Origin of the sequence: Bacteroides mediterraneensis, assembly GCF_025993685.1 — a bacterium.
In the GTDB taxonomy this organism is placed as follows: domain Bacteria; phylum Bacteroidota; class Bacteroidia; order Bacteroidales; family Bacteroidaceae; genus Phocaeicola; species Phocaeicola mediterraneensis_A.
The window spans coordinates 2,549,704-2,576,665 of sequence record NZ_DAJPEN010000001.1; the positions used below are offsets into that span (position 1 = coordinate 2,549,704).

Annotated in this window: 22 protein-coding genes and 1 pseudogene; all 23 read right to left on the reverse strand. The window is 42.8% G+C overall.

Annotation, left to right across the window (positions count from 1 at the left end; genetic code table 11):
* Positions 1 to 7: 7 nt before the first annotated feature.
* Positions 8 to 1,495, reverse strand: a complete 1,488-nt coding sequence (locus OIM59_RS10935; protein ID WP_303896682.1) for a TolC family protein — start codon at positions 1,493 to 1,495, stop codon at positions 8 to 10.
* Entirely contained in the window at positions 1,476 to 4,556 is a 3,081-nt protein-coding gene (locus tag OIM59_RS10940; protein ID WP_303896683.1) for an efflux RND transporter permease subunit, read from the reverse strand. Before OIM59_RS10940 ends, OIM59_RS10935 begins: the two co-directional genes overlap by 20 nt.
* Before the next feature lie 14 nt (positions 4,557 to 4,570).
* On the reverse strand, positions 4,571 to 5,638 hold the full coding sequence (locus OIM59_RS10945) for an efflux RND transporter periplasmic adaptor subunit (protein WP_303896685.1): 1,068 nt from the start codon (positions 5,636 to 5,638) through the stop codon (positions 4,571 to 4,573).
* 67 nt (positions 5,639 to 5,705) lie between these two features.
* Entirely contained in the window at positions 5,706 to 6,839 is a 1,134-nt protein-coding gene (locus OIM59_RS10950; RefSeq protein WP_303896687.1) for a 6-bladed beta-propeller, read from the reverse strand.
* 82 nt (positions 6,840 to 6,921) lie between these two features.
* Positions 6,922 to 7,977, reverse strand: coding sequence for a BF3164 family lipoprotein (locus tag OIM59_RS10955; protein ID WP_303896689.1), 1,056 nt, complete (start codon positions 7,975 to 7,977; stop codon positions 6,922 to 6,924).
* Positions 7,978 to 8,182: 205 nt separating this feature from the next.
* A pseudogene (locus tag OIM59_RS10960) lies at positions 8,183 to 8,698 on the reverse strand (biotin/lipoyl-binding protein); the annotation flags it as partial.
* 77 nt (positions 8,699 to 8,775) lie between these two features.
* On the reverse strand, positions 8,776 to 9,849 hold the full coding sequence (locus OIM59_RS10965) for a BF3164 family lipoprotein (protein ID WP_299174450.1): 1,074 nt from the start codon (positions 9,847 to 9,849) through the stop codon (positions 8,776 to 8,778).
* Between the two features lie 19 nt (positions 9,850 to 9,868).
* Entirely contained in the window at positions 9,869 to 10,462 is a 594-nt protein-coding gene (locus tag OIM59_RS10970) for a hypothetical protein (RefSeq protein WP_299174447.1), read from the reverse strand.
* Between the two features lie 52 nt (positions 10,463 to 10,514).
* Positions 10,515 to 11,534 (reverse strand): BF3164 family lipoprotein, encoded by a 1,020-nt coding sequence (locus tag OIM59_RS10975; RefSeq protein WP_299174444.1) that lies wholly within the window; start codon positions 11,532 to 11,534, stop codon positions 10,515 to 10,517.
* Positions 11,516 to 11,803 (reverse strand): NVEALA domain-containing protein, encoded by a 288-nt coding sequence (locus OIM59_RS10980; protein WP_299174441.1) that lies wholly within the window; start codon positions 11,801 to 11,803, stop codon positions 11,516 to 11,518. Before OIM59_RS10980 ends, OIM59_RS10975 begins: the two co-directional genes overlap by 19 nt.
* A gap of 218 nt (positions 11,804 to 12,021) precedes the next feature.
* Entirely contained in the window at positions 12,022 to 13,680 is a 1,659-nt protein-coding gene (locus tag OIM59_RS10985; RefSeq protein WP_303896694.1) for an O-antigen ligase family protein, read from the reverse strand.
* A 39-nt stretch (positions 13,681 to 13,719) separates the two neighbouring features.
* A complete protein-coding gene (lepB, locus tag OIM59_RS10990) occupies positions 13,720 to 14,583 on the reverse strand; it encodes a signal peptidase I (RefSeq protein WP_303896696.1) in 864 nt (287 codons plus the stop codon).
* 102 nt (positions 14,584 to 14,685) lie between these two features.
* On the reverse strand, positions 14,686 to 15,840 hold the full coding sequence (locus tag OIM59_RS10995; protein ID WP_299167599.1) for a DUF4221 family protein: 1,155 nt from the start codon (positions 15,838 to 15,840) through the stop codon (positions 14,686 to 14,688).
* Positions 15,841 to 15,908: 68 nt separating this feature from the next.
* Positions 15,909 to 16,136 (reverse strand): NVEALA domain-containing protein, encoded by a 228-nt coding sequence (locus OIM59_RS11000; protein WP_299167597.1) that lies wholly within the window; start codon positions 16,134 to 16,136, stop codon positions 15,909 to 15,911.
* 361 nt (positions 16,137 to 16,497) lie between these two features.
* Entirely contained in the window at positions 16,498 to 16,815 is a 318-nt protein-coding gene (locus OIM59_RS11005) for a BF3164 family lipoprotein (RefSeq protein WP_303896700.1), read from the reverse strand.
* A 94-nt stretch (positions 16,816 to 16,909) separates the two neighbouring features.
* Positions 16,910 to 18,010: a BF3164 family lipoprotein gene (locus OIM59_RS11010; protein ID WP_299167593.1), complete on the reverse strand. Its 1,101-nt coding sequence runs from the start codon at positions 18,008 to 18,010 to the stop codon at positions 16,910 to 16,912.
* A gap of 37 nt (positions 18,011 to 18,047) precedes the next feature.
* Positions 18,048 to 18,314 (reverse strand): NVEALA domain-containing protein, encoded by a 267-nt coding sequence (locus OIM59_RS11015; RefSeq protein WP_299167591.1) that lies wholly within the window; start codon positions 18,312 to 18,314, stop codon positions 18,048 to 18,050.
* A 403-nt stretch (positions 18,315 to 18,717) separates the two neighbouring features.
* Positions 18,718 to 19,749 (reverse strand): BF3164 family lipoprotein, encoded by a 1,032-nt coding sequence (locus OIM59_RS11020; RefSeq protein WP_299167589.1) that lies wholly within the window; start codon positions 19,747 to 19,749, stop codon positions 18,718 to 18,720.
* A 119-nt stretch (positions 19,750 to 19,868) separates the two neighbouring features.
* Complete coding sequence (locus OIM59_RS11025; RefSeq protein ID WP_299167587.1) at positions 19,869 to 20,894, reverse strand: hypothetical protein; 1,026 nt, start codon at positions 20,892 to 20,894, stop codon at positions 19,869 to 19,871.
* A gap of 389 nt (positions 20,895 to 21,283) precedes the next feature.
* The gene (locus tag OIM59_RS11030) at positions 21,284 to 22,327 is read right to left on the reverse strand and encodes a BF3164 family lipoprotein (RefSeq protein ID WP_299167585.1); all 1,044 of its coding nucleotides are present in this window, start codon (positions 22,325 to 22,327) and stop codon (positions 21,284 to 21,286) included.
* Between the two features lie 124 nt (positions 22,328 to 22,451).
* Complete coding sequence (locus OIM59_RS11035) at positions 22,452 to 23,450, reverse strand: BF3164 family lipoprotein (RefSeq protein WP_299167583.1); 999 nt, start codon at positions 23,448 to 23,450, stop codon at positions 22,452 to 22,454.
* Between the two features lie 119 nt (positions 23,451 to 23,569).
* Positions 23,570 to 24,586: a BF3164 family lipoprotein gene (locus tag OIM59_RS11040; protein ID WP_299167581.1), complete on the reverse strand. Its 1,017-nt coding sequence runs from the start codon at positions 24,584 to 24,586 to the stop codon at positions 23,570 to 23,572.
* Between the two features lie 433 nt (positions 24,587 to 25,019).
* Positions 25,020 to 26,846 (reverse strand): lipopolysaccharide assembly protein LapB, encoded by a 1,827-nt coding sequence (locus tag OIM59_RS11045; RefSeq protein ID WP_299167579.1) that lies wholly within the window; start codon positions 26,844 to 26,846, stop codon positions 25,020 to 25,022.
* Between the last annotated feature and the right edge of the window lie 116 nt (positions 26,847 to 26,962).

The window sequence follows — 26,962 nt, forward strand, 5'->3', positions numbered from 1 at the left end:
GGCCCCTTCATCTCAAATGGTTCTCAAAATCAAAACGGTCGGAAAGCGACATGCCCGTTTCAAAGTCGTGCAGCGTGAGCTTGCGGATCTTGTAGTAGTTCAGCCAGTAGTTCTGGAGTGCCTGTATGTAGTTCTTCCGCGCCTCCTGCTGGCGGTTCAGGGCCAGCGTCAGGCTGCTGATGTCCGACTTGCCGATGATGAAACGCCTGCGCGTCTGGTCGTAGGCCAGCTCCGCCAGGTCGAGCGCCTCCGAGGCGCTGGCTATCAGGTCCTGCTGCACGTTGAAGTCACTCACCGTCATCATCACGTCCTCCTCCAGGCTGATTTCTTCCTGACGGGCGGCAATCTTCACCACGTTCAGGTTGTTTCTGGCCATGTTGTACTTGCCCTTTCTCACGCCCCAGTCTATCAGCGGAATGGAAACCGTGAACGACACCAGGTCCTGCTGAAGCAGGTTCCGGTACGCCGCACTGAAGTTGTCGGCCACCTGGTTGAAGCCCACGCTGGCATTGAAGCTGGCATTGAAGCGCGACTCCTTCCGCGTGCGGTCCACCTCACGCTCCGCCTCCAGCACGTTCTGGCGCTGTTCCAGGTACGTCGGGTTGTTCTCCCGCGCCAGCACCATGGCCCGGTCGGCCGGCACGTCAATATACCGCGGACGCGACGGAAGTTCCAGCTCGATGTACGCGTTGCGGTCCAGGTTCAGGAAGGTGGCCAGGGCCGACATCGCACGCTTGCGCGCGATCTCCGCATTCTTCAGCGTGTTGCGCGCGTTCACCTTGTCCAGCTTCAGCGTCAGCAGGTCGGCCTGTGAGATGGCCGCAATCTTCTGGCGCTGCTCCCCGACGGCATACAGCGTATCGGTGGTGGCCACATTGTCCCGCGCCAGCTCATAATCGGCCTGCGCCATGGCAAGGGTAAAGAAATAGCTTACCGCTTCCTCCGACACGCTCTCTGCATTGTAGAGATACTGCTTCTTCACCTTCTCAAACTTCAAAGGCTCTATCTTCCGGTCCCAGCGGAAGGCATTGAAGCCCAGCAGTTCCTGCTGGTAGCCTATACGGAAAGGGATGCTGGAAAACTGCGTCGACTTCGTGTCGCCGAAGTTCCGCATGTAGTCCAGCTGCGTGTCCACATAGAACGTACCGCCCAGCAGGTCGAAGTTCTGCGCCACGCTCAGCCCCGCGCTGGCGCTCAGCATCTGCTGCTCGCGGTACACGTCGACATTCTCCTGCGAGTCGTAACGCTGCGTGATGTAGCGGTAATACTGCGCCGGGGTCATGTTCAGCGTGAGGCTCGGCAGGCGCGCCGCCTTGTAGCTGCGGTACTCCCAGTAGCCCGACAGGTACATGTTCTGATAACGGAAAGCCGACAGCGAGCTGTCGTTGGCCATCGTGATGGTCTCCTTCAAATCCAGCCGCAGCACGTGCTGGGCCTTCATTCCCGCCGCGCAGAGCAGCAGCAGGAACAGTATGCTAAATCTTCTTGACTTCATGTTTTCTATAGATAAACCAGTAAATAAGCGGAATGACAAAAAGGCTGATGACAAGTCCCACCATCATGGTGCCGATCATCGCCACCGAAAGCGGACGCTGCATCTCCGAGCCCAGGTCGGACGTGAAGAGCAGGGGCACCATGGCGAACACCGTGGTCAGCGTCGTCATGATGATGGCCCTCAGCCTCCGGTGACCTGCCGTATGGATGGCCTCCAGCAGCGGCATGCCTTCCCTGCGCAGCTCGTTGATGGAGTCCAGCTTCAGGATGGAGTCGTTCACCACGATACCGCAGGAAACGATGATGCCGATGGCCGACATCAGGTTCATGGTATGCCCCGTGGCCCACAGCAGCACCAGTCCGAAGGCGATGTCCATCGGAATCTCCGCCAGCACGATCAGCGGCTGGAGGAAGCTCTCAAACTGGGCGCAGAGGATGAAATACATCAGCAGCACCGAGATGAACAGAATCACCGTCAGCTCTCCCATCATCTTTTTGTTCGAGAAGAAGCTTCCGCCGAACGACACCTCCCAGCGGCTGTCACCGTCGACCGCCCTGCGTATGCCGTCCATCACCTGCGGCACATCCTTCACCTCATAGAAATTCACCGGGATGTACTCCCCGTTGCGTCCGGCAGTGATCTCCTTCAGGTCCTCCCCGGGAACGATGCGCACCAGCTCGCGCAGCGGGATGTAGTCCCTTTCTCCCGATGCCGCGTCCGTCCGGGTCTCCACCAGCGTCTCCGCCAGGATGCGGTTCACGCTCATCTCCCTTCCGGCGATGCCGATGGGCAGATACTGCTGGTACGAGCGCAGGGTAGACACCTGGTTGTCCTTCAGGGCCGTACGGAGCACCCTCACCACCTCGTCATAGTCCACATTGTACAGGAGCAGGCGGCTGCGGTCCACCTCCAGGTCCAGCTGGCTGCGGAAAGGCGTGCCCTCGGGCGCACAGCCGGTCTCCCGGGCCATGGCATCCTCTATCGCCCGCACTTCCCCCGCCTCCGGAACCGATGCGCGGTCGGCCCTGCGGAGCTGCGCCACCAGGTCGGGTTCCCCCGTGACGAAAAGCTTCTCGAAGATGGTCACCGGCGGCGAGAAAGTCACCACAGCCGCAGGGTAATCCTTCCGGACGGTCTTTTCCACAAGTCCGGTCAGTACCGGAATCTGCTCCGGCTCCGCCGTCCGGAAATACAGTTCCGCCTCGGAAGTGGAAAGTTCGTTCTCCGTGCCCAGCAGATAGTCCTGCATGCCCACGTAGGCCGTATGCTCCACCACCAGCGAATCGGCCCGGGCCAGTATAGCGTTCACCCTGCGGTTGTTCTCGTCCACATGGATGTTCTCGTTCCATTCAATGCCCACCACCACCTCGTTCTGGTCAATCTCCGGCATACGCTCCTTGTCAATTACCAAGAACATCAGCACACACAGCGGCAGCGACACGATGGCAAGAAACATGGTAACAGTCTTATGTGCGAAAACCCACTCAATACCCGCGTCATAGAACCGCGTCAGCCATTCGTTCTTCAGCAGGTTCTTAAAGTTGGCGGTAAACCAGTTGTGCTTCCTGATACCCGTACGGTAGAACAGCACATACAGCACAGGCAGCAGCATGATGCCCGTGAAATACGACACCATCAGTCCCGAGGTGATGGAAAACGCCTCGTCCATGAAGATGGCCCCGGCTATCCCGCTCATGAACACCAGCGGCACGAACACCGCGATGGTGGTGAGCGACGAGCTCAGCATCGGCGTGATCATCTCCGAGGTTCCCGCCACGGCCGCACGCTTCAGCGAATACCCCTTCTCACGGTACTGCGACACGTTCTCCGTCACGATGATGGCATTGTCAATCATCATGCCCACCGCCAGGATCAGTCCCGAAAGCGAGATCACGTTGAGCGAGACCCGGCAGAGGTAGAAAAAGAAGAACGTGATCACCACCGAGGCAATCATGGTGATGCCGATGACCAGCGGCGAACGCACGTCGCCGATGAAGAACACCGCCACGATGAAGATGAACAGGAAGCCCAGCGTGAAGTTCTGCTGCAGGTTCGATATGGTATAGTCCAGCAGCTCCGTCTGGTTCCGGCTGATGCTGAACTCTATGTCGGGATATATCCTTGTGAAATAGTCCGTGGTCTCCTTCAGCTCACGGCGCAGGTTGTCCATGTTCTCCTCGCCCTGCTTGATGATGGCCAGCGTCACCGCCCGCTTCCCTCCTGCCAGCGAGCGCCCCGTCTCGTTGCGGGTAACCGTCTGCACGTCGCAGATGTCCCCCAGCTGCCTCACCTGTCCGTTGCGGTTGAACCAGATCTGCCGCACGTCCTCCGGCGTACGGAGAATAGAGGCGATGCGGATGTTGTATTCATAATACCCGTCGCGCACCAGCATGCTCCCCGGCTCCACGTTGTTCGACGAGAGGATGGCCTCCAGGTCGGCAATGCCCATGCCCAGGCTCTCCATCCTGCCCATATCCGGCACGATGCGCAGCATCTTCTGCGGCACCCCCGTCATGTCGGCCATGGCCACCTGCGGCAGCTGTTCGATGCGCCGCTTCACCACGTTCTCCGCCAGCGTGCACATCTCCAGAAAGGCGTCCCCGTCCGTTTCCCGGTAAGGCACATCCTTCTTCAGCGTCATGTTCAGGTAGAACACCGGTATATCTGTGGCGCTCGCCTTGACGGCCTTCGGCCTTGCCGCATCCCGGGGCAGGCTGTTCATGGCCGCGTCAATCTTCTCGTTCACCTCGATGAAGGCCAGGTCGGTATCCGTGCCGAAATCGAACGACAGGCGGATGATGCCCGACCCGTCGCGCGTCTCGCTCCGCATCTCGCTGAGCCCCGACACCTGCATGAGCTGCCTTCTCAGTGGAGCCACCATCGTGTTCTCCAGCTCGCGGGCCGACGAGTTCTCCCCGCTCACCTGCACGGTGATCTGCGGAATGTCTATGTCCGGAAGCAGCGATACGGGCAGCGAGAAGTAAGTCACCAGCCCCACGATGAAGCAGGCGGTGAAAGCCATGAGTACCGCTATCGGTCTTTTTATCAGAAATCTTACCATAGTACGGACATGTTTTAAGGTATCACTTTTACAGGAGCCTCATGCGCAAGGTTCACATTTCCGGTCACGATGACCTGTGCCCCTTCCTCCATGCCCTCGCCTGTCACGGTATATTCGGTCATGTTCTCCAGTCCGGTGGTCACATAGTTCCACACCGCCCTGCCGTCCTTCAGGGTAAACACCACCTGCTTGCCCGTGCGCAGCACCACCGCCGTCTTCGGTACCACAAGCTGGCCGGGAACGGAGCGTTTCACGCTTACACGCACGTTCATGCCGTCGAACAGTCTTGCACCGCCGTTCACCCTGGCCCTTACGCTCACCAGCCCGTTCCCGTCCACCAGCGGGTTGATTTCCGACACCGTACCGCTGCATGCCCCGGCTGTCCCGGCAAACGGGGCCACCTCCACCCGGTCTCCCCGCCTGACAAGCGGCAGCTCGCTCTCCAGCACCTTGAAGGCCACCTCCATACCCCCGCTTCCTATCACGCGGCAGAAGGGCTTCGTACCGTCCGGACGGTTGAAACCCCGCGTCTCCAGATTGGCCACCACTCCGTCGAACGGTGCGGTGATCACCGCCTGCTCCAGCTCGAACTTCGCCAGCTCGTATGCCGCACGGCTCTGGCCGTAGCCGCTCTTCACCTCGGCAAGCCGTACTATGTCTTTGGGGATTGACTGCATGCGGTCGGGCGCATACCCCTGCCCTATCAGCACATCCTTCATCTCCAGTTCCGACTGGCGCAGGGCTATCTCCGCCTTCTCCAGGCTGTTCTTCAGGGTGAACAGGTCGAGTCCGGCTATCTTCTGACCCTTCTTCACCGCATCGCCGTTCTTCACATAGATGTGTGCCACCGGCTCCGATGTGAGGCGGAACGAGAGGTCGGCATACTGTGAGGCCGTCACCTTGCCGTTGCTCACCAGCTCATGGTTGAACGTGGTCCTCTTCAGCGTCATGACCGTCACCTCGTTCGCCTGTGAAGGCAGAACCGTTTCCACTCCTTCCTTTCCGGAAGTATCATCTTTCTTCTCGCCGCAGCCTGCCAACATTCCGGCGGCAAGCAGCACATATACGTAGTGTGTTTTCATTATTTTCTCATTAAAATAATAGCTTGTTTCATTTTAGGTATTTGAGTATTTACTATACTTTCTGAGCTTACTTTTTTAAATGGAATAGTATAACAACTGGATTACTGTCATAATCATCTATAATATTTTTGTATAAATTGTATTTTTCTCCTAATACTTCTTTTGTTATGCATGTTAAATCTCTCCATCCTTTGACAAATGGCTGATTGAAATATATAAATGTGTTGTCACTATATGTACAAGTATGAAATATTGTATTTTCCTTTGTCCTTGTGAAAACACGGTTCATTTTGTTGCTTTTATCATGGAATACATGCAGGAAATTATTGTCATGTTCCATCAGTGCGATTTTGAAACGGTTAGATTCGCATGATGTATAAATAAATTGTCTTAGAGGCTTTCCTTTCCCTATATAGTCTGTCATAACGGAATTGTGATTGTCGCCTGACTTATATTCTATTTCATTTGTCAGTCTTTTTATGTCCTTTTCACTGTTGTTATTCTCTTTGAAATCCCATGCCCATGAAGAGGCTAACCCATCCTGGCCTATTTTATAAATCTGATTATCAAAAAGAGAAACATTCATGATGGAGTCATTATATACAGATGTTCTTTTCAGAGGGAAGAAAATATTCATTCTTTCATATAAATGAAAGCTCTGATATGTACCGTCAGGTAGTGAAAAATATAATATATCTCCTGACAATGAATTTATAACTATAGAATTTCTCCTGACGTAAATTTCGTTATATGATTTTAGTACATTCGGTAATTTGATTTTTTGTATGAATATACCATTGTTGCCGTAGTGATATATATTACCCCAAGGTTCCAGTAAAAATATTTCACCTGTTTCAGATACAGAGAAATGTTCTATATATTGATATTCTTCAGGTCCGCTTCCTTTATCTGATATTTTGAAAAGAAAATCCCCGTTGGTTTTATAACAGAAGAAGGATGATTGCTGCATGTCATATATATAAAGAGTATCATTTTTCTTTTCTATTTGATGAATAGTGGAAATTAAGCATGAATCAGATGACTCTAATGGAACCACAGTGATAGAATCCATTAAATCGAATACAGATGTCTCTGTCCTTTCTTCCAAGTCGACTGTTATTCTTTTTTCATTCAGTTGATTGTTTTTTTCTGAACACTGTAAGAATAGTAATGTCACTATTATTATTGATATATATTTCATACAGCTAATATTATAGAGATAAAAAATAAGCTAATACACCGTTGAATGCAAAATGAGATTTATTATTTGAGTTATCATTTATTTATCTTATGGTTAAAGGAAAGCTAATGAGAACCGGATCTGGATTATTTGAGAATGCATATATTGTGTTGTCGTTTCTATCCACACAGAATCTGAATACAGGAAGATTCAAAAATATTTTTTTATAAGCATTACCCATCCAGTCAAATACATAGATAATATTCCCTTCAAAAGATTTCAGACCATCTTCTTTATATGTTTTTCCTGAATATAACAGATAAACAAAGTTATCACTAGTTGTAGCATCTATAAAGGCTCTGATATTGTCACCACTTATAGGGGCAGCTCTCGTATTATTTTCCTGCCTTGGTTCATATTTCGGATAACTATATTTATATTCAGAAACTTTTCTTACTGATAACGAGTCTATATGATAAAAATACACAATTTCTGCATTATTTACAGCATAAACAAATTTATCATTTGAAGGATTATTATGAAGAATACCCTGGTAAGCTAACCCTCTCAAACGATTTTCAATCTGCTTTTCTTTTGTATCACGATATGGAAATTCTCCAAATTTCTGAATTATCTCATTTCCCTTTTGCAAATAAAACATACAGTCATCGTAAAAACCAAATGACAACAGTGTATTAAATTTTGTAGGGAAAAGTTTTACAGTACCTGGAAAAGTATCTTTATACCAAACTTCTGATTCTTTCCTTTGTTTCAAAAAATCATCTATATTCAAATTGAATAATTTTTTATTTCCATAATCGAATACAGCAATGGCTGTATCACCGCATGGCAAATATTCCATAGGCATTATAAACTCATTTTTCCCTTGACCTTTTTTCCCTAATCCCAAAACCTTGTTTTTATGATTTAAATCTACCAAATGAAATATATCCTCCCCTGCTATGTCGTCATACACAAAAAGCATTGAATCTATATATTTCATGCTGAAAGGCTTTCCCCATAAATGTTCATCTGTGCTCAAAACTGTATATTCTATTGTATCACAGTCTGAAAAAAGCTTATTAATATCATTTATTTCAGCAGTTTGGGAGCAAGAAAATAAGAATACTGAAATAGTTAAAGGTAAAAGTTTTAACATAATATAAAATTTTTATAAGTATTAGTACTAATTCTTGCTATAAATAGCATAGAGGCAATTTAAAGGGTATTTATTGTTAAACTATAACATTTATATTTTTTTCGCTGTGTTCTTAGTGACTAAAGTTACAGATATTTATTTTATGTTTACTATTTTAGCGATTTTATTTTATTTAACAATGATAAAAAGACTAATTAAAAACTGTCTGTTTAAGTTCCTTCTTTGCCATTTCGTATGCGGCATGGCTCTGTCCGTAACCGCTCTTTATTTCTGCAAGGCTGACTATGTCTTTGGGGATTGACTGCATGCGGTCGGGCGCATACCCCTGCCCTATCAGCACGTCCTTCATCTCCAGTTCCGACTGGCGCAGGGCTATCTCCGCCTTCTCCAGGCTGTTCTTCAGGGTGAACAGGTCGAGTTCGGCTATCTTCTGACCCTTCTTCACCGCATCGCCGTTCTTCACATAGATGTGTGCCACAGGCTCCGATGTGAGGCGGAACGAAAGGTCGGCATACTGTGAGGCCGTCACCTTGCCGTTGCTCACCAGCTCATGGTTGAACGTGGTCCTCTTCAGCGTCATGACCGTCACCTCGTTCGCCTGCGAGGGCAGAACCGTTTCCACTCCTTCCTTTTCCTTTCCGGAAGTGTCGTCTTTTTTCTCGCCGCAGCCGGCCCACATTCCGGCGGCAAGCAGCAGCACATATACGTAGTGTGTTCTCATACATAATTGTTTTATATATATACTTACATAAGTGAATATATCAAAACTATTTCTGTTTTCTCAAATGTGTCCTGTCATTAAAAAGCATACTTTACCAAATGATATTCAGGCACAAAACTCAGGCCATATAAAGTCCTGTTTATCTCATCAATTGCAAATGTAAACACAGGTACAGGAAGCTTATAAACCTTGTCAGGAGTTCCGTCTAGATTGAAAGACAGCATGGTGTCTAGAAGGTAGGAATCTATGGATTGCCCCTCGTGGTACACCCTACCGGAATATAATACATAAATCTTTCCACCCGAATAAAGAGGGCAGAAATATGCATCACGTGTTTCTCCGGAAACAGAACTTACTTTCTGAAGACCCTCTTCATTGGAAAGTTCCCTTACAGCAGGGAAAAAATGGTCAGGTCCATGAAGACGTTTAACCAGCCTCCCTTCATAATCATAAATTTCTATCAGGTCTGTCGATTTATAGAAAAGCCAGATATGACTGTTCGACAGATCAACCGCCATCTCACAGGCGTAACCTTCCATTTGCTCCAAAGGAGACAGTTCGGTTCCAAAGGTAGGGTACATTCCTGTGGTCTGCCGCGAGGTGCCATCCGCAGCAAAGAAAGTCAGACGCTTATGCTCTGTATTCAAGACGGTCGTGACAAACTGTGGACGGCCGGACAAGAAAACGACATCACTAAACGGCTCCTCCAGCCGGACCTTTCGTCCCGACGGGAAATGAGACGCATTGCAGGCTGAATCTTTAGGATAGAACATGACACTCCCTCCCATCAGATCAGAAATTCCGAACAACGAATCCATTGCCTGCATACGATAAGCATTCAACAGTTCCTGTGGACCATTCCCCATTGAAATGCTAGCCTCTCCTATAGGAGTAAGCTGGGGCAGCCTGAATCTTTGGATAAAGCCGTCACCTTTTCGATTCTGGACAAACAAGGTCGAATCCACGCACAAGATGCGCAACGGCATTGACAGAAAACAGTCATGCGGCAGTTTCAATGTATCGCCACATTCCACCGACTGAAAATCGGACCAGGAAAATGACGTGGCATTATCATACGACATCTGGTGTCCGCAAGCGGATGACAGACAGCAGATTATCACAAACAAACAACTCTTTCCTAAATGCATCATATTATAAACAGTGAAACGATTAATAGCGATAACAAACGATAAAAAAACGGGGCAGCTTCTTCAGCACTTCAGATTCCGGCGTATATTTGTCCGGCAGCTTTCCCCCCTTCAACAACTTGCTCAGCTGCTTCTTACATACACCTTTCTCGTCATCCTCGTAAATCAGGAAAAGAGGACAGGTGAACGATGTGCCAATGTTTGAATTTCCTTCATACTGTACATAATCAAACTTCTTTTCCGTATTCTTCTTTTTATACCACATGGAGGTACCGACATAAGTAAACAATTGGAATTCTTTCCCTCCCTTAAAGTCCAAAAACTGGACGAATTCCATACGGTCACCTTCATTGACCTTACCGCCAATGATCTTATCATCCAACAAATCCTTCACGTAAACTCCCTGCCGGTATTCCTTCAATTCGAGAGAAAAATCGCCATTCCTTCTGATGGGTATGTCAAGCTTGTATTTCAAGGCCATCTCACTTGGGGCTGGAGCAAGTTTACTCCCTGCTGAAGTGGTAATCGTAGTAACCCCATAAGGCTTTTTCCGTACCTGAGCCGTCATAAAAAAAGGAACCAGCCCAAACAACATAAAAAATAAAATGTTCTTCATAAATTAAGATATTTAGCTATAGTTCATTTATAAATTAACCAACAACACATAATTATATTTCAACGCGATAGAGATATAAAGAAAATCCCTCTGAACGAGAATATGTCAGTGCATACAGTTCGGACGGAGTACCTGAATAGCAAGACAACTTGAAAATCTGCCTGTCTGTCTTATACCGTGCCAATCCATTGCCGTTCCAGTCAAATATTGAAATATTATATAGGTTGTTAGGGTCTGAATCACCTATCAATACACTGTAAATCACATCATCAGTGGCACACATTGCAGAAAATCCATATTTCATATCTGTAGCCGGAACCAACTCTCCTGCCTTAAAAGAAACCAAAGGTTCATAAAACCGATAAACGCCTGACAATAATATGGAAGTTGAAGATAAGTCAAATGTTTCCAATACCCCTCCATACAATGTTCCTGTTGCCATTTTATTTTTAGACGGAGAAAAACATACATTAGGTGAAAGAAACGCCTTTTTCATGTCCCCGTTTTCAACAGGGAAATCATTGTACTGAGAAACTACAGAATTCCCATCATACAGCTGAAAACGTTTCTGGCCTGTCTTTTCAACTCCCAATTGCCCATCTACAAGATACTGACCACCCAAATCCCATGCTCTACGGACTATACCGCTACAGGAGGAAAAATTGACATCATCGACAAACGAGACCTGCAAGCTGTCATCCTCATTGTTGACAGAATAATTAAACAGTTTTTTTTGAGACTGGTCATATATTTGCAGATTATCTCCATCAACCATCAGAGACAAGGCCGTATGAATTTCACCCGGACCTTGCCCTGCATGAACATTGCTGCCCAAATACCTTCCATCATGTTTGTCATATACATGCAACCATTTGCCTTCCGACAGTGCCAGTATATAGACATAGCGGCTGTCAACTGCCATATCGTAAGCATAACTTATCATCAAGTCATCGGAAAGGCATTTACCAGTTATCTCATGTTCTTCAATAAATTGAGGTTCATTATAGCTGTTATCCGATGAACACGCATAAAGTGAAAAAATAAGCACTATTATCAATACATTGCTCCGCATTCGCATCGTCCTTTAAAACCTGTAGATTTACCATAACCATTAACTGCTATATATTCCCTGTAACATGACCAGCAAGTTCTTTTACAAATAACAACTACACTACTTCCGTCACAACTAATCATCAGCCCATTCTCATTCCGCGCCAATGCCTCCACGTTAGCCAAAGCCAAATCTGACATCTCAGCATCCTGCCGTAAAGAATAAGCATTATATCCAGCTGCTATTATAAATGAAGCTACAAATAAAAATTTAAAAATTGATTTTTGCATAAAAACTCTTTTATTATAATTATTTTTATTAATACATTAGAGGAAATAAACCTCTATTCTCTCAATTCTGATTTTAAGACTTACTATTCCATTGGATACACCTCCTTTCTTCAATCGGATGGGTTTAACATGGAGTGGAACATGATATTCATTGTTTGCAGATATGTAATTCATGTTTCCACTCTTTCCCTTATCCGAACCAATTTTATATTATTCTTTTATTTATTCTCTAATATTTTCTTCACCTCCTGTCTCATTTCCTTTATAGCAGTAGAATTCACCTTAGGTTCAGCGTTAAGCACATACTCTGCCTCCCTGACAAGCTTTACCCTGTCAAAATACCCTGGTTCCGCATAAAGCTTAACCAGCAGATAGTGGGGATATACGCGATCCGGCAATCTGCGGGTGGAACGTAGCAGATACATCTCCGCTTTCCCATATTCTCCGTTCTCCTGCGCATTGCGTCCCAGAATATTCAATATCATCGGATCTCCGCTCACCGTCATGGCTTTCAAAAGAACTTTTTCTGCCTTGCCGTAACTTCCGGCTTTGTATAATGCCCTTCCGTACTCAAAACAGAAATCTTTATGCCAGGACATTTTATCATAAAGCTTTCCATATTCTTCCACTGCCGCCCTAAATGCCCCGGAATGATACAGAACCCTGACAGGCATCCACAGGCAAACAGCCCGTGTGCGTGCGGAGTACATATCATACCTATTCACCGAAGCTGTTAATCCGGCCACAACAACCGGCAGCAGGATTATCACGGCAACCGATTTGCGTTTTATCTTCACCAGCCCCTCGCCACAAAGCGCCATTACCGTCAGTAACCATACGGAAACAATAGCCGGGATATGGAGCGGATAGGAAAAGCAGGCAAATACCATAAGCGATACAAGGCATCCGCCCATTCCCGCAAGAGATTTACGGCTCCCGGCTATCTTCAACAACACAAGTACTAAAGTTATAAACAATACGGATACCCACACACCATATTCAACTGCAATCTGCAGATATTCATTGAAGGCAAAATCGGGTGTTCCGGCCACCAATGCCTCCGACTCCGAATATTCACAATCAGTGAAGTATCTTTCCTGGGCATCACCGTAAATGGCGGAAAATGTCCTTCCGTTTTCTTCACCCCAAGGATTGCCGGCAATGGCCTGGGAAGTTATCTTTCCTATCAGCAAACGGCCGTCTGCCGAATCACGTTTCATGAAATACGCACCGGAGGCAAACAGCGCACCGACAATAAGCACGCCTAATACGGCATATCTGTGTTCCGATACAAACGATTTTACTTTCACACGGTAAACCCTGAGAACCACATATCCGCACGAAATCAGGGAAGCAAACCATGCCGCACGGCTCATGCCCGCCGGAAGCACACAGCATATCAGCAACAGCACACACATCGATAGATAATACTGCACAACCGAAAGACGGTCTTTCTTCCCGTTCAATATTAATATCCGGTACAGGGCTACCGGAAGAACTGCCGCCAGATAGCCTGAATATGGACCCGGGTTATAGAATGTTCCCGTAAGGACAAAAAGCGAATGGTTTGACGGATATATACCTGCAATCTGACCAAGACCATGCAGAGCCTCCACTGCCCCGAATCCCATCAGCACCCATTGTACTGTCTCCGACACAATACGGACAGTCCGCTGTGGATTCACAATATATCCGGCAAGCCACAAAGGCAATACAACAGTCATCACGGCAGAAAGCCACATCCACTGCTTTCCCTGAAGGTCGGACGGTAAACTTCCGTCTGTCACCAGCACGGTTCCACCCGCAAGTCCTGCAAGCAGTAGACCTGCCAACCACGGTATGACTCTGCATAACCATTTCCTTAGTTCAACATTCATAATATGCATAGCTCGCTCAAAAAAGTTCCATATTCCTTTTTATTCAATCTTCTTCCATACCCTGTCCCAGCAAATATCGCCTGTATAGCTGTCCACAGATTTCCATATCCTTGAAGCCACCCCCACGATATACTCCTCCGGAAGCAGCCCCCAGTAACGGGAATCCTGTGAGTTCTCCCCACGGTCTCCCGCCACGAAATAATAGTTCTTACGGAACTGGTAAGAAGTTATCACACTGTCGTTCAGCAGTACTGTATCTCCCTTTAGATTCATCTTCTTCCCTTGTTCCCATTCTATGAGCTTGCGGTACAATACTCCACCCGTACGGTCCATCTTCACCACATCCCCCTTGCCGGGAACAAACAGAGGTCCGAACTCCTTTATGTTCCAGTCCAGCAGGGAGTCGTATGGGAAGCTCCTGTATACTCCATCAGGAAAATCCTCAGGACGCATCAATCCTATGCGCTTCTGTGAAGCAACATTCCCCAAAGGTATGTCTACACCATCCACATTGAACATCCCCTTCCTTATGGAGACTGTATCTCCAGGTAACCCGATACAACGCTTGATATAATACTTCATTATGTGCATCTCTATATGGCTCCAGTCGTTTGGATGCGGGAAATTGAACACAACCACATCGTTGCGCTTTATCTTCCTGAATCCGGGTAAGCGGTAAATTTCTGTCTGTTCTAAATTGAGAGACTTGTTCAGGTTAAACAGACGTGCTCCAACGACAGGTTTCCACACAAGCACGAAATCTCCCTCTCTGAGTTTCGGCGACATGGAGTCACTTGGTATTCGGAACGATGAAAACACAAACACTTGTGCCAGAATCCACAGAAAGAATAAACATATACATACAAAAGCAATATTCGTTATTATATCAAACCATCTTTTCATAATCTCACACCTCTATACTTTCAAAAACGTCAAATAGAGGTAAAAATTTCTATTCTTCTTTTGAGATTCATATAAAATAACATAGTATCCCATTGATAAATGTTAATTTTCTGTTACTATAAATCTGTCAAAGCTGAGGTTATCCTCATTATAATGAGAATTTTTATAGTGATTACTACTTATATAAAGACCATCCTTTTCTATATAGTATAAATTCGATCTATAAAGATTTTCCGGGAACATCGTCTCACCAACCACGTTTAAATCCTTATCAAGAATAATAATCGAGAATCTGGTACGCCCGGATTGCATCATATCCGATAGACTTTCTCCTTCTTTTAAAGAATCCTTCGGATAAGCTATACGATAATACAACTGACGGTATTCATCATAAATTATATCACCATAATAAGGTATTTCACACATCATCTTAATTCCCAAATCCATTTGAGTAGGAACATTATCAGGTATAGATATACCGTCAATATACTTACTACTTGCATTTACTTTTTTGATAAGCTTAAAATCTGTTGATAGTACATATAAATTTTCATCAAATGCAAAGGAGTATATAAATTCTTTTCCATTGTAACAATAGCTGGCTTTTGATTCTATACCCAAAGACGGGACATGGCTCTCTTTACATAAAAAAGAAGGATAACAAAAATCAGAAGCATCAGTATCCAATGTTCCCAAATCAATTCTCATTGCAACGGGGCTGTCTGTCTTCTGTTTATCGCCAAGTCTGGGATTTACAAGTTGAGGACAATAAAGAGAGTTATCAATTTCAAGCATTGGAAGGCCTATAACAGACCTTGTAGTTATAAATGGAAAACTTTGGGGTGAATCTCCAAAACGAAGAACACCAAGTTTATGTCCTGCACTATCTATCTTAGATATTTCAGGAACATACAGACTCGGGAGATATATCTCATTAAATCCAGCCATAAAGAAACCTCCAGCCTTAGGACCAACTCCATCAGGACCCTCCTTATGAAAACGAATGGTTTTTACCAGATTAGCTTTATGAATATCATAAAGATATATCTCAGGTTCATCATTACTCATAAAGGCCAAATACTTTTTTCCCAATGAATCTGTAAATATGGATAATGATTTTATATATGTAGTGGTACTGGTACTAAGCGGAAAAGAAATACTTTCATCTGCAAACTTTAGTTCATAAAGATAATCTTTATGACTCTGAGTATTGCAAGACAGCAGTGCTAATAAGCATATAAATACGAAAAACTTCATAATAAAAATTTTCTTAATATACAGAATAAGGTAAACCACCTTATTCTGTATAATTCAAATGATTTGTTCTACAATCCACAATAACAACCTAATCCTTGTGTATACTTCAAACATTCCCAAAATGTAGTATCCATATGACACTCATTATCACCTTCCCACTCATTACCGGCCAATGCTTCCACATTAGCCAATGCAAGGTCAGACATTGTTTTTTCCTGTTGTGATGCATATACACTATAACCAGTCATTAAAGCGAATACTGCAACGAATGCAGTTCTTATAAAATTCTTTTTCATTTGTAGTTGTATTTTTATGTTAAATCTCAAGTTCTTAACTCTCCGAAAAGCAACAAATCCCCGATTTGTAGTGCTTCAAAATAATAATTACCTTTGCATCGGTAACACCTCCTTTCTTAGATTGGATGGGTTTAACATGGAGTGGGATATGAAAACAAACGTTTGGTAGACATAGGTTTCATATCTCCACTTTTTTTATTTCTCACTTTCTGACGGTTCCCCAGAAATCCAGAGTACGAATCAGATGTTCGTTCAAGGATGTTTCTTCCACACCCCGATAAGGACGAAATACACCAGTGGCTTATCTGCCACGGCTCGAATCAATTACCCATACGAAATCGGGAGAAATGATACGGACACGCTAGGCAGAAAGAATCTCATCAGTGTCTTCGCTACGCCTGTCAAATGAAATAACATACTTCCAGTCCGGATAGATAAATGCGTGAAGAAAGCAGATTTCCGGATGCCGGTCAATAATGACTGCAAGACTGTTCTTAATTTCCACTCGGTAAGGATAGCGCAGATAGACACTGTCGCAAGAAATAACATTTACCGACGACAGATCTTTCGTCTGCAGAAAATCCATATAACACGGATATATTTCTTTGGATACAGAATGACATCCATACAAGAACAGGATTACGATAGCAACAAACGGAAACACAGAAATTCCTATCATATATTTTATACAAGCATCTGATTTTTTACAAACTCAAGATTAAGTAAAATATGAAACAACTCAAAACAATCGGACATGAAAAAGATTATTAAAGTCACATGAAATACGTATTTAAATCACTGCAAATACGTACCAACTTATAACCGTTTTCTTCATCCAACGCCAGTGCATAAATGACATTATGCGTCTCGTCCACACAAAAACGTGCCAAACGTTGACCAGTCCGTATTTCCTTAACAACGTTCCCATGCCAGTCAAACAAAATGACCGATTCAGGCTCCATCGCATCTCCTTCCTTATGTAGCAGCGCATAAACAAACTCGTCTCCCGCATAAGCATCTTCAAATCCCAACTGGGTTTTCTCGTTACCTACGACAAATGCCGGGACAGCTCCTTCTGCCAATCCGTAGACTGGTTCATAAATACATAAAGTCGTATCCATGGTCAATTTCCAGCCTGGTCCTACACTAAACAATTCCAATATTCCGCCAATATAAGTGGCATTGAACATCCTTGCATAATCAGGTTTAAAGAATGTGCGCGTGTCACTGCTAAATACAGACCAGATTTCCTCCGCATTACCGGTTACATATTCAGACGGGAAATCCTTATACACGGATGTTATTTGTTTTGTGGCTAAATCGATACAGCCATAACGTAACTTAGGCTGGTTAGCCTTGAGTAAAAACAGGTTTCCTCCCAGCGGAAGCAAATCGTATATGATAAAAGGTATTTCAGACGGAGGAAGAATGCTGTAATCCATCTTATACTCGGTAAAAGACCAGTCTCTTTCCAGATTGGTGTCCAGATTATATGCTACCAATTTGCGCGAAACGCCATCGTAAACATAAAGCGTGTCTTTCCCTGGCGACAAATGAAATTGATTGGCTGACAAAAGTTCGCCAGGTCCTTGCCCTTTACGGGCAAACTTCCCTTTCGGATTCCCGGACAATGTGTACACATGAAAATAACAATCATCCATATAGTCCAGTATCACGAGTAAAGAGTCTGTACATTCCATCTGCAAAGGGAAACGCCATATGGAAGAGTCGTTCAATGTATGAGCTTCCACGGTGCAAATACTATCCGATTTGATACCATTGGAATAATAGACCGACGCATTCTTCTTAGCACATCCAGCAGTGCTCAGAAACACCAATAAAAGCAAGTAAAAAAACAGCTTCTTCATTTTCATAAATACACTATAATACTAGTATGACATCACTCTATTTTCACAAAGAACAAGAATGACTTCCCGTTAAAGTTCCTTTAGAGGGGCCTATTTCAGTCCCACATAACCCACACTTGGCATGACATTTATTAACACTTCCTCTACATGACCATGTTGTATTTGTACCGCTCTCTCCACCAGCCAATGCTTCTACGTTAGCCATAGCCAAATCTGACATTTCAGACTTTTGTTGTGATGTATATACACTATAACCGGCCATTAAAGCGAATACTGCAACGAATGCAGTTCTTATAAAATTCTTTTTCATTTGTAGTTGTATTTTTATGTTAAATCTCAAGTTCTTAACTCTCCGAAAAGCAACAAATCCCCGATTTGTAGTGCTTCAAAATAATAATTACCTTTGCATCGGTAACACCTCCTTTCTTCAATTGGATGGGTTTAACACTGAGTGGGATATGGATACAAAGGTTTGCTAGACATTAGGTTTCATATCTCCACTCTTTTTTATCTCTTATTTTTGACTGTTCCTCAAAAGCCCAAAGTAAAGGACTTCTCGGGGATATTGTTATATATTGTTATAGTACGCCAGAAATCACCAGGCTCCTCGGCTTTATATTTCACTGTTAGGTTTCTGTAGAAGATGAACTGCAACCAGCCAATAAAACAGAAGAAAACAGTTCATTTTAGTCGCTACATTTATGCTAGAGATACTATAGGCTAAGAGCATATTTATACAGATATTTATGATTTTCCCCTATGCACCATAACATATTATTATTAATATGTATGGAAATAACACTGTGATTTAAAACATATCGTTTGACTGGCATTCCTTCCCAATTGTAAACTAGTATAATGTTGCCAGTATAGGCTGAACTACCTTTATCCAACAAAGACGAACCTGAATATAATAAATAGACGTATGATGAATCATACGACAATGATAAAAAGCCTACCGCTTCCTCTTTCCTGTGGGCTATAACAGGTCCTTCCTCAGGAATGGCAAATTGAGGGAAATGATAATATCTATGCGCCGAAGGTGATAGATTGTAGGATTCATCAATATTGTAAAAATCTATTAGTCCTTTATATGCGGCAACGAATTTATTTTTATCCGGATGCACCCCTATTAAAGTACCAGCGTACAATGCCGCTTTCTGGTAAGGCTGCAGTGGCTGAATGTCTTTATTGCTTGGATATTCGTCTTCATAAACATAAGTGCTATCAGCAATGTTGTATATCAGAAAGCGTCCTTGTTCAAACATTCCTGTGCCTATGATTGAAGTAGAGTCAAGCATTGCCAATGAATAAAAACGATTTATAGATTCATTAATCTGTATAATCTCTTTGTACTCATAACTATTCAGGTCCAACTTGAAGATTTTTCCTTTAATTCTATCTGCAAATAGAAATTCACTCATGTTATTGGATACAGGCAAATACTGTATGATTTCGTTAGGTCCGTTACCTATATGAGCAGTATTGATCACCTCGTTGGTTTTTTGATTCCATATAGAAAGACGATCTTTTATGCGAATGTTAGAAAAAATAAAACATGAATCAATATAGGAAACGGAAAAAGGCAGTAACAGTCCCTTTTCTTCCAGATTTATGGAATCTGCCGACATGATTACTGAACTCATTGGGAAATCCGTATCAATATCAGACAAACCTTTATCTGTACAGTTTGTGAGACAGAGTAAGTACAATAAAATAATAAGTTTGTTATTCAGTTTAAGCATCGTATTAAAACTTCTTTATAATTGATTATTACAGCTTTGCCATTAAAGTTCTCATCCTACCGTATTAAAATTTGATATTCTGGAGAGTCACTGATTACATGATTCTCATCTACAGTTATTTATTTTGTCAAAGGATAATACCCTACCTCATATTCTCCCGTTTCCGGATTCTTGGCTATGGCATAAATACGCCGTTGTTTACCCGCAACAGCTATTGAGATGTTAAGCCTGTCTGTTTCAAGGCTCTTGATTTTTTCTCCGCGGGTATTTAAGACCAAGATGTGAGAGGCAAGAAAAGTCTCTTCGGGAAATTGCTTTCCTGTACGGCCGGAAAACAGCAAATATACAAACTCGTCATCCAGATCAGCCGAACAAATTCCCATCGGAGTATTTTCCGTTACGGCATCCTCCGTGTGTTCCGTAGGTTTATATTCCTTGAAGCAGGATTTCCAGGTACCCCCTTCTCTGGCAAACAATTCATAATAATATCCTATCGGGGAATGATACAGCATCCTATCCCGACGGTCATTTATATGCAACACGCCCTGATACAGATAAAACGGAGACATCTTCATGCCTTCTTCTTCGGGATAATTTCCGAAATAAGTGATGGTGTCTTGTGCCAGGCAGAAATATTTCCCATACTTGCTGTCTCCCAATCCTATTTTCTGGCTGTCATCCACATAATATGCATATTGCATCCCCTCCACTTTTTGAGACTCAGCTTCACTATAGAAGAAAGAACGGACGGGGCGAAATGTACGTGTCTGCAAAATCGAGTCCAGATTATAGACCATTGTCTTTCTGCCCGCAATGTCAACCACCTGAAATTCCTTCTCATTTATCTTGTCAATAAATTGTCCATATAAGATATCATCGGGTCCTGAACCCTTTTGTCCTCCAGATAACAACGGGGAAGATGCACCGAGGCGGAACAATGTATACGTATTATTCTCTACAGGGTCATGAACCAAAACCAGTGAATCAAAGACCTCAATAGCGGTCGGCTTAAAGAGGAAATCACTCTTGACCGGATGAAAACGAACCTGCTCGGCCACGTTGAAACCATACAGGGCCATAGGCGATTCTTTCCGCTGACACCCGCACAAAAGACATAATGAAACTAAAAAAAGAATCTTTTTCATACGCATTTTCATGATTAAATATACCAAAACCATTTTCTGTTTTCTCAAATGTGTCCTGTCATTAAAACGAATACCTTGCCAAATGATATTCAGGTACAAAACTCAGATCATATAAGGTCCTGTTTGTTAAATGTAAACACAGGTACAGGAAGCTTATAGGCCTTATCAGAAGTTCCGTCCAAATTGAATGACAGCAAGGTGCCCAACTTTCTACTGTGAAGCATATACACTATAACCAGCAACCAAAGCAGATACGGATGCGAAAACTAATTTCAAGATATTCTTTTTCATTTTACTTTAAATTTTGTTTGTTGACTTTCTTTCGTTATTCACACATGAAGCGACCAATCCCGATTTACTAAATCCAATAATAGATGAACCTACTTTATTCAAGACTGAGGCAAAGGGAAACATACCAATGTCGGCTCTGGATTATTGGCAATGCCATAAATAATGCCCGATTGTTCATCTACACAAAAACAGAGCAAAGGCAAGTCGAGCTGAAACAAAGCCAACCGATTTCCTGCCCAGTCATAGACATAAATATAGCCACATTCCCATTCTGCCAAACCATAATCTTTAAAAGAGCGACCGGAATAAAGTGCATAAATACGGGATTCAGTCACCGATAAATCCCGATAACAGACAGGAAGTTTCCCATTATGAACCACAGAATAGGAAGCCTGTCCTCCACTATAATCAGGTTTATAGTCTGCATAACGGTCTATCACAACCTTATTCCGTACCAAGTGACTGTCATGAATCTCGTATAGAAACAGCATCTTGGCACACATGGTAGCAAAAGCCAACCGGCCTTTAGGAGTCACCCTTATAGTTCCTTGATACGCCAACGCACGATTAAAAACGGATATTTTTCTCTCATTCTCATCCTTACATGGATATTCTCCAGCTCTATCGATAGGAACTCCTTGGTTGTCAAAAACAGCAAACATCGAATCATTGAAACAGCCATTACCTACAAATTGATCCTGCCCGTAAGGAATGACATCAAAACTCCATGCATCCGTCCATTTTTTCACAGTGGAACTTTTCATCCGATTGTTCAGACTGTCCCATTCCATCATCTTAATTTCCCGTTTCATTACATCGTATCCATATACCGTTTTATCATCATAAGGCTGAAGGCTTGTTGGGTGAATAAATTCATCCGGACCCTGACCTTTTGCTCCAAATTGTCCTACATATTTCTTCTGTTTCAAATTCACATAATGCAACATTGAATCCGACTTATAATCCATAATCAGCAAACCGTCACCCATTTTTTGTATACCACCAGGAGATCCCAATAACAAATCGGGTATTTTAATTGTCTCATGTTGCAAGGTTTGGGATACAATCTCAGTTTCTGTAGATGATGAACCGCAACCTGCCAATAAAACAAGAAGAAAACAGTTTATAAATATTCGATTCATATTTTTCAATATATAAAATCAGGTATCAAATTCCGTATGCATTGTTTCTCATCATAGAACGACACCCTCTTGTCAGAAAGATGTACGAAATGAAGAGAAGCATGCTGATTCATTTCAAAAAACCTTATTCGTTTCCACCAGATAAAGCAAACTCCACCAACAGATTCTCCTCTCTGTTGGCTATCGCATAAACCATATCATCAGAATTGGATACACATATTTGCAACAATGGCAAATCCGTTTCATATTTGCTCACAGGGTTACCATCCCAATCTATCTGATATATCACATTTCCCATAAAGGCTTTTTCCTTATAGTCTTTCAACGTCCTATCCGAATACAACAGATAAACATATCTGTCCGTAGCATAAGCACTGATAAATCCCATCTTGTTTTCCGCACTCATAGGAGCGGTACGATATTTTTCATTCTCTTCAGTCCTGTATATAGGATATCCTCCGACCCACTGGTATGTTCTGACTATCGCTTCCGGCTGTACAGAACACAGCATAAAAATAGGAGCAAAATTTATGGCATAGACAAACTTATCCAAAGAAGGCTTTGAGCGTAACATTCCTTGATAGGCCATTCCTCTTAAACGGTTGTCTATCTTCTTTTCTTTATCATCTCTGTAAGGATACTCATAAAAATACTTTTCATCGCTTCCCCCTTCGATCAACGCAAACATGCTTTTCTCATAAAATCCCAGCCCCACAAATGTGTTATTATACTTCGATAATAACATGTCAATGCTGTTAATCGTATCACTGGTTATTTTAGTATAATACGGCAACCCCTTCTTCACATTTTCCAGATTTATCCGTATCAGACTATGTTTATAATAGTCATATACGCAGACACACGAATCGGCCTTATCCTTTTGCAAGGAAGCTACCTGCAGGAAATCCCGACTTCCCTGTCCTCTTTCCCCAAACCGGTAGATACGTTTATTGTCTGACAGATCGACCATCGTAAACAGACTGTCTCCCAGATCATCATAAAAAATGACAGAAGAATCAGCATATATCATATAGAAAGGCCTGCCCATAATAAGCTCTTCCGACAAACAGTCCTTAACAAGCACACTTTTCTTATGAGTGAACAGGGCATCAAAATCTTCCATGCTTTCAGATTTTTGACAGCCGACAAGGACAAGCATAAAAAACAAATACAGAAAAACTCGATTTTTCATAAGCATCTTAACAGAATAATTGTAAAAATTGAATCAAAAGATTTATCTCTTCATAAATTCAAAGGAAACCGAACCAGAACCGGGTCCGGATGATAGGCTATCGCATACAAACTACCGTCATCTTTGGATACCTCGATTACCTTCAATGGCACATCCGACTGATAACGTTTCTGTAGCGTACCGTCCCATCCGTAAACTTCTATCGTATAACCGCTGAATGCCGCATCCTTATCATCCCGGTAGTTTTTTCCGGAATAAAGCGCATATACATACTTCTCAGTGGCACACACATCCAGATAGCCTACAGGAGTGTCCGTTTCTATTGCCGGACTATTATATTTATATTTTGGAAACGATTCCTGAATCTCTTTGACAAGATTCCAGTGCTCACCGGACTGCTCATAAAAAGTCAGAATCTTGGCTTTGTATATGGCCTGCACAAAACGGTTACGGTGAGGACTGGCTGCCAGTTTGCCCTGATACACATCACCAAGGACAAATCCGTCTAACTTCCTTTCTTCTTCATCCCGATAAGGATATTCACCAAAATCACCTACTTTCTTTCCATTGCCGTCCAAAACGGTAAAACGGTTGTGCTTATGCAAGCCGGTTACAATATAACGGTCGTGCTGCAGCGGCAGCATCTCAAAGCAAATCAAAGAGTCCGCTAAAGAGAACAAAGATCGGAATGAGATTCCCTCATCCCCATGCTGCATCATGAAACATTCCTTCTTGCTCACGTCAAACAGAATCGAACGATTGTTCATATCCGGATAAACAGCACCGACAAGCAGAAACTCATCCGGCCCCTGCCCGATTTTGCCATATTCGGACACCTTCCTGTCTGAAAGATGTACGAAATGAAGGAAACCATCCTGATTCGAGTCTACGATGACCAGCACCGAATCATTCTCCCAGGACATGTCCTTTACTTTACCCAACAACAGTTGGTCTTCATCAAGCACTACTGAATGATGCAAGTCTATTTCAGACACGTCTTTTCCCTTGTCGGGCTTGCAAGATACCAGACAGGCTAAAAATATTATATGCAAAACATATTTATACATTAATCAAATCAATTTAAAAATAACGGAATACTCAATCAGGGTAAAGAAAATTTTACAAGAACTGGGTCTGGATTATTTGAAAATGCATATATCGCCCTGTCATCCTTATCCACACAGAACCGGAATACAGGCAGATTCAAAATATAAAAACTAAAAAAATCTTTTTCATACGCACTTTCATGATTAAATATATCAAAACTATTTTCTGTTTTCTCAAATGTGTCCTGTCATTAAAAAGGATACCTTACAAATAAAATATAGCATCAATCCATAAAACAAAAACACATCTCAAAAATAGATATTTATATGATTACAAACCGACCCAAAGTATAGATATAAGATAGACAGGCTTCTAAACCAAAAGGAAAAGAACTACTTGTATATTAAGTATTTACAAAATAATCAGGCTCTCATAAATAGACAAATGCATTCATCAATATTCCCAAAGCCAGACATCAAGACTTTTTTCCTTCAGATTTTCACCAAACACTGAACAAATCTTATTCTTTATACGTAATTTACTCCTGGATACTGAGGCTGGAGCTATATTCAAGAAAATAGAAATTTCAGTAATGGAAAAACGGAGTTTGATTAAACTACATAATATTATTTCATGTTCGCTAAGGACAGACACCTCTTTCGACAAACGTTGTGTAAATTTCTGAAAAATATTGTCAGCTATTTTACACACATCCTTCAGTTCTGTTTCATTCAAATAGACAGGTTGCAGATGAAGTTTACGTAAGAATGGTGCTTGCGTCAACAGCAAAGAGCATAGTTCTTTTTCCCTCTTTTCCAATAACAGAACTCTGTCAGATAAAGTCTTTACATCAGACAGTTCATGACCTGAGATGGAATAGGAAGCAATCTTGTCATGTAGCATATTTTTCTCCAACGACAAACGCTCATTTTCCTTTTTCAGCTTCTTAAGTGCCTCTACCTGCTCAATATAAAGTTCTTCTTTCTTATTGTTCTGCTCGAACTGTGACTGAAGTTCTGCAATATATGATTCGTTCTTTTCAACTTCTAATTCTTTATCATGTAGTTGCAAGGCTAAACGGGTTAACTTTTCTTCTTTCTGATGTATAGCAATTCGTTTGTGCAGATAAATATAAATAAGTAAAATACCCAATAACAGAACTATTACTATAGTAAACATCCACCAATAAGTGATATTGGATTTTTCCAGTTCTAACCTTTGCTTTTCCGTTGTCAGTCTTTCATTCTCATATTTCTCCTTGTATGCTATAATCTCCTTACTCTTGTTAAGGGTTATTATAGAGTCGTTATAGAATAGCAATGAATCACAATAGCTTGTCAAATATTTTCGATATTTGGGCTGATTCCCAAATTTGTACAAAAACTCATATACGGAAGCTTTTGTATAGATATTATCGGTGAGCAATGCTTTATTAAGATAGAAGTAAGCTGAGTCATATTGCTTGAGATAGAAATAATTTTTTCCAATCAATGATGATGACTGGAATTTGACAGGAAAGGATTTCAGGATTTCCAATGATTGTAAGAACTGTGAACTGTTTTTATAAACAAGAGCTATTTCCGTCTGGATGTCATAATAATATGCTTTATTATTAAGTCCTAATTCAACGGCTATATCGCTACATTTCTGATAGGTTTCAATAGCTTTGGGGAGTTCATTTAAGATACAATAGCATCTGGCCAGATATTGTAATGCCCCCATCTGATACCGCTTATTGGAATCCTTCACTGCATAATCGTATGCTATAGTACATGCTTCAAGTGCGTATGCATTGAGTCTACGATATAAATATAGTTTTCCCAAAGAAGACATAATAAGATATCCGGTTTTATAATCTTCTGTTTTCTCTACTTCTGTTTTGCCTTCTAGATAATACTGCATGGCTTCCTCTATATTGCCAAGCTCATAGTTTATATCACCCATGTAAAGGGCGGACATTGCTTTTCTACGGGCATTATCCGTAGACTTGTAATAATCGTACGCTATCTTCACAAGCGAATCGGAAGGAATTTTCATTATCAGCTTCACCTTTGCTTGTGAGGTCAGCAAGCACCACAGCGCATGATTCTCTTTGTCTTTACGTGCAGACGGAATCGGCATGGACTCCAATATGTGCAGCGCACTGTCGGGATGGTCAAACATCACCTCCTCCGCCTTTGCGAGTTCTGGCGTTTGCTTTGTTACTTTATGATTCTGGCTGCATCCTACAGTCATTAAAGTAGTACAGATTATGATAATTATATGGGTTCTTATTTTCATGATTGGGTCCTTTTGTTGCTAAATTACAAAAAGTATCAATTCTACATTTTACATATTTCTGAATATTCATAAAGATTTCCTTCACAATACTTTATTTCCATAGGTTTAGAGTGACC

What these genes read in the sequence shown, in the direction of transcription:
- OIM59_RS10970 (WP_299174447.1), bottom strand. Translation starts at nt 10,462, where the DNA reads ATGAAGAACATTTTATTTTTTATGTTGTTTGGGCTGGTTCCTTTTTTT.
- OIM59_RS10985 (WP_303896694.1), bottom strand. Translation starts at nt 13,680, where the DNA reads ATGAATGTTGAACTAAGGAAATGGTTATGCAGAGTCATACCGTGGTTG.
- OIM59_RS11030 (WP_299167585.1), bottom strand. Translation starts at nt 22,327, where the DNA reads ATGAATCGAATATTTATAAACTGTTTTCTTCTTGTTTTATTGGCAGGT.
- OIM59_RS11015 (WP_299167591.1), bottom strand. Translation starts at nt 18,314, where the DNA reads ATGAAAAAGAATTTTATAAGAACTGCATTCGTTGCAGTATTCGCTTTA.
- OIM59_RS11040 (WP_299167581.1), bottom strand. Translation starts at nt 24,586, where the DNA reads ATGTATAAATATGTTTTGCATATAATATTTTTAGCCTGTCTGGTATCT.
- OIM59_RS11025 (WP_299167587.1), bottom strand. Translation starts at nt 20,894, where the DNA reads ATGAAAAAGATTCTTTTTTTAGTTTCATTATGTCTTTTGTGCGGGTGT.
- OIM59_RS10945 (WP_303896685.1), bottom strand. Translation starts at nt 5,638, where the DNA reads ATGAAAACACACTACGTATATGTGCTGCTTGCCGCCGGAATGTTGGCA.
- OIM59_RS10975 (WP_299174444.1), bottom strand. Translation starts at nt 11,534, where the DNA reads ATGCGGAGCAATGTATTGATAATAGTGCTTATTTTTTCACTTTATGCG.
- lepB (WP_303896696.1), bottom strand. Translation starts at nt 14,583, where the DNA reads ATGAAAAGATGGTTTGATATAATAACGAATATTGCTTTTGTATGTATA.
- OIM59_RS10980 (WP_299174441.1), bottom strand. Translation starts at nt 11,803, where the DNA reads ATGCAAAAATCAATTTTTAAATTTTTATTTGTAGCTTCATTTATAATA.
- OIM59_RS10965 (WP_299174450.1), bottom strand. Translation starts at nt 9,849, where the DNA reads ATGATGCATTTAGGAAAGAGTTGTTTGTTTGTGATAATCTGCTGTCTG.
- OIM59_RS11035 (WP_299167583.1), bottom strand. Translation starts at nt 23,450, where the DNA reads ATGGAAGATTTTGATGCCCTGTTCACTCATAAGAAAAGTGTGCTTGTT.
- OIM59_RS11045 (WP_299167579.1), bottom strand. Translation starts at nt 26,846, where the DNA reads ATGAAAATAAGAACCCATATAATTATCATAATCTGTACTACTTTAATG.
- OIM59_RS10950 (WP_303896687.1), bottom strand. Translation starts at nt 6,839, where the DNA reads ATGAAATATATATCAATAATAATAGTGACATTACTATTCTTACAGTGT.
- OIM59_RS10955 (WP_303896689.1), bottom strand. Translation starts at nt 7,977, where the DNA reads ATGTTAAAACTTTTACCTTTAACTATTTCAGTATTCTTATTTTCTTGC.
- OIM59_RS10995 (WP_299167599.1), bottom strand. Translation starts at nt 15,840, where the DNA reads ATGAAGTTTTTCGTATTTATATGCTTATTAGCACTGCTGTCTTGCAAT.
- OIM59_RS11010 (WP_299167593.1), bottom strand. Translation starts at nt 18,010, where the DNA reads ATGAAAATGAAGAAGCTGTTTTTTTACTTGCTTTTATTGGTGTTTCTG.
- OIM59_RS11000 (WP_299167597.1), bottom strand. Translation starts at nt 16,136, where the DNA reads ATGAAAAAGAATTTTATAAGAACTGCATTCGTTGCAGTATTCGCTTTA.
- OIM59_RS10940 (WP_303896683.1), bottom strand. Translation starts at nt 4,556, where the DNA reads ATGGTAAGATTTCTGATAAAAAGACCGATAGCGGTACTCATGGCTTTC.
- OIM59_RS11005 (WP_303896700.1), bottom strand. Translation starts at nt 16,815, where the DNA reads ATGATAGGAATTTCTGTGTTTCCGTTTGTTGCTATCGTAATCCTGTTC.
- OIM59_RS11020 (WP_299167589.1), bottom strand. Translation starts at nt 19,749, where the DNA reads ATGCTTAAACTGAATAACAAACTTATTATTTTATTGTACTTACTCTGT.
- OIM59_RS10935 (WP_303896682.1), bottom strand. Translation starts at nt 1,495, where the DNA reads ATGAAGTCAAGAAGATTTAGCATACTGTTCCTGCTGCTGCTCTGCGCG.